The following is a 3,122-nucleotide window of genomic DNA, read 5'->3' on the forward strand; positions in this document are numbered from 1 at the left end:
GAATCGGGCTAGGGTTTTTATGCCAATGATTTTGTTCTCTTCATTAGCAATTAAAACATCTAATTCCAGATCAAATTCTTCTAATTATTTAATTAAATCTTTAACTTTCATTTTACTATCAACCTCTATGAATTATTTAAAAAAATTAGCACAATGAAACTTGTGAAAAAAATGGATTTGAACAAAATTTTTTAGCAAAAAAAGCATAGCAACCAGAAAAATCTTTCCAGCAATCAACAAAAATATCCCCGTGTGCTTCCAGTTTACAACATTTTGACTACCACACTGCCCACAGTAGTAATAATAGCCTTTGATACGGCCACCGCATTCAGGACAATTTTTATGATTAATGAATAAGTTACTCAACGTCTCTTCTCCAAAATTCTTATTATCAAGTTGTAAGTGAAGATAGCACACATTTATAAAAATGTCTTTTTTAAAACATCAAAAGATGTTATAAAAAAGACATTCGCTACTTTAGGATAACTTTTAAGATGAATTTAAATCTCCTTGATGAAGAATCAATCCAACCTTCTGAACCCACGCCATGTGATTTTTTCAAAGGTGAAAATGCTATCAAAAAAGCTAAACAGTTAGGATTACCTGATCTCGAGTTAGTCAGAAACGCAATTATGATCGGTGATGCTGACTATAGAACAAATACTCACTATAACCGTGCACGCTTTATTGCACGATGGGGAAAAATTGGAGAACAGATTGCTTTACTGCTTCGACAATCTGATCCTGCTTGGATATTCCACAATGACAGCCAGCCAAGAATTGAGAATACAGTAAAGAAAATACAAATTATCTTTATGAGCGGGAATATTGCATTGGGGTTAGCTGATCAAGTTGTATCAGCACACTGTGAAAAAGGATTAATGACATTAAATAATATTAAGGAGAATCAGTCTGCTTATGATGATGAGACAAAATTGAGAACATGGATTTTATACTTTCCTTCAGCATCACATCCAGCCTATAAAGACATTGATATCCCAAATATTCCTTTTGAATTTGCATACCCAACTAGCTTCGTACAGGACTTAAAAGCGAAAAAAATTTCAATTTTACCAAGTGACCATACTTGCAGAATTGCATTTGAAATAGATAATACAGTTCCTGTAAAAACTGATCCTAAGCCAGTATTGGAACCATCTAATGAAATTAAACCAGATGATTTTGATATTCAGCTTGTAGTTTAATCTGAGGTTAATGTGTTTAATAAAGATCGTTTACGTATTGCTAAAGAATTACGAGGACTTAGCAATACCGATTTCGCAGAAAAATTGAGTTGCTCTATCTCTAAGGTAAAGCAACTTTTAGACGTGGATAAAGAAATCAATGAAAATGATCAAGATGATATATGCCGTGTATTAAATTTACCCAAGTCATTCTTTGCAGGTAATGACACACAACCACATGAAACAGACCAAATCTTCTATAGATCGGTTGCTCGTATTAAAGCACAGCATAGAAAAGCTAATGAGGCATATACTCTTTTAGCAATAAATATTAACAAGTACTTAAATCAGAAAGTAAAGTTACCTACTTTTCACCGTCCTGATTTAGATATTACTGAGTTTTTGGGTGAATCTAAGTATGCCGATCACCTAGCGTCAGAGTTGAGAGGTTTATGGGCTTTAGGTAATCAACCTATTAATAACATTGTTTCGTTGTGTGAGCTAAAGGGAATCCGTGTCTTTAGATTACCGACTGAAATTCGAGAAATTGATGCACTATCTTTTTTTGATGATGAAAGTGGTAGCCCTTTCATATTTCTAAATACATTTAAGTCTGCCGAAAGAGCCCGCTTCGATTGTGCACACGAACTTGGTCATATCGTTATGCATACGCATAACAAAAAAATTCGTGTCGAGAAAGATAATCGTGTTCTCGAAACTGAAGCGGATCAATTTTCATCTGAATTTTTAATGCCAACAGATGCATTTCTTTCTACTGCTCCACGCTATTTTTCACTAGAAAATATGATTGAGTATAAAAAGATTTGGCGAACATCCCTGAAGGCTATTAACTATAAAGCTCACAAGCTGGGATTAGTTAGTGATTGGGTTAATCGTAGTAACTCTATAAAGATCAATTCGTTGGGCTACAACATTAATGAACCTGAAGAAACTCATCGAGATGAGAGTTTGATGTTGCCCAAAATTATCTCTGTTTTAGCCTCACAACCATCTTTTGATAAAAATAAAATGCTTGATGAAATTGGAATCTCTGAAGAAGATTTTAATCAATTAACATTTGATGCTTTAGCTAAAGTTGAGCCCCCGAAGAAAAAACATAAGTTATATATTGTCGAGTAATACAAACCTTCCTTAAAAATAATGCGCCTTACGGCGCACTATTTATGCAAAATCCTGATTAATTTTTTTATGACTTCACGCCCAACGTAGTTTTGCATCCCATAAGTCATACTGAAAATGTAACTTGCCCCATCATGACTTTTTTCATATAGCCTACTTGAACTGACACCATAAATCCCATGTGTTCCATGAAGCATCGTATACAATTTCAGATAAATTCTTTAGTTATGTGATCATACAATGTGCTCAAATTACCTATTTCCAAGTAAAAGAAATTTGACACTTTTAGGTGTCGATACCAGCCTGTTCAATCTTGAGCTTAAGGACCATGTGTTCCCTTCTTACCATGCCCCGATCATTTTAAATGGCTCTGAACATTTGGAACTTGATATAGCAAAGTTTGGCTTGCTCCCGAGCTGGGCAAAAGAGTTGAAATTCAGTAGTCATACCTATAACGTTCGTACCGAGTCTGTAGCAGATAAGCCCAGTTTTCGACATGCTTGGAAGTACAGCAAGTTTTGCCTTGTGCCTGTACAGGAGTTCTATGAACCCAAATACATCAATGGCAAACCACACTGGTACACCATCAAGCGTAAAGATGAACAGCCTTTTACAGTTGCTGGTATCTATGACGATGCTGTGATTAATGGCAATAAGGTACGTTCATTTTCAATGCTCACCATCAATTCTGATCATCACCCATTCATGAAGCAGTTCCATGCACCGAAGGATGAGAAGCGATCCATCATCGTGATTCCAGAGCAGTATAGAAAAGATTGGTTGACTACAGACCATGAA

The 3,122-nt window shown here is 35.3% G+C and carries 3 protein-coding genes; all 3 read left to right on the plus strand.

The window, feature by feature from the left end; genetic code table 11:
• Positions 1–494 precede the first annotated feature (494 nt).
• Positions 495–1,205 carry a hypothetical protein gene (locus tag CL42_RS15720; RefSeq protein ID WP_001052588.1) on the plus strand — a complete coding sequence of 237 codons (711 nt, stop codon included), beginning with the start codon at positions 495–497 and terminating at the stop codon, positions 1,203–1,205.
• Positions 1,206–1,217: 12 nt separating this feature from the next.
• On the plus strand, positions 1,218–2,324 hold the full coding sequence (locus CL42_RS15725; protein WP_000482094.1) for an ImmA/IrrE family metallo-endopeptidase: 1,107 nt from the start codon (positions 1,218–1,220) through the stop codon (positions 2,322–2,324).
• A 240-nt stretch (positions 2,325–2,564) separates the two neighbouring features.
• Positions 2,565–3,122, plus strand: a 558-nt coding sequence (locus tag CL42_RS15730; RefSeq protein ID WP_035270785.1) for an SOS response-associated peptidase, incomplete at its 3' end; no start/stop codon positions are given.

It is taken from the genome of Acinetobacter sp. Ver3 (genome assembly GCF_000632455.1).
Taxonomy (GTDB): Bacteria; Pseudomonadota; Gammaproteobacteria; order Pseudomonadales; family Moraxellaceae; genus Acinetobacter.

Coding starts and splice junctions, on each gene's coding strand:
- CL42_RS15720 (WP_001052588.1), top strand. CDS start 495: ATGAATTTAAATCTCCTTGATGAAGAATCAATCCAACCTTCTGAACCC.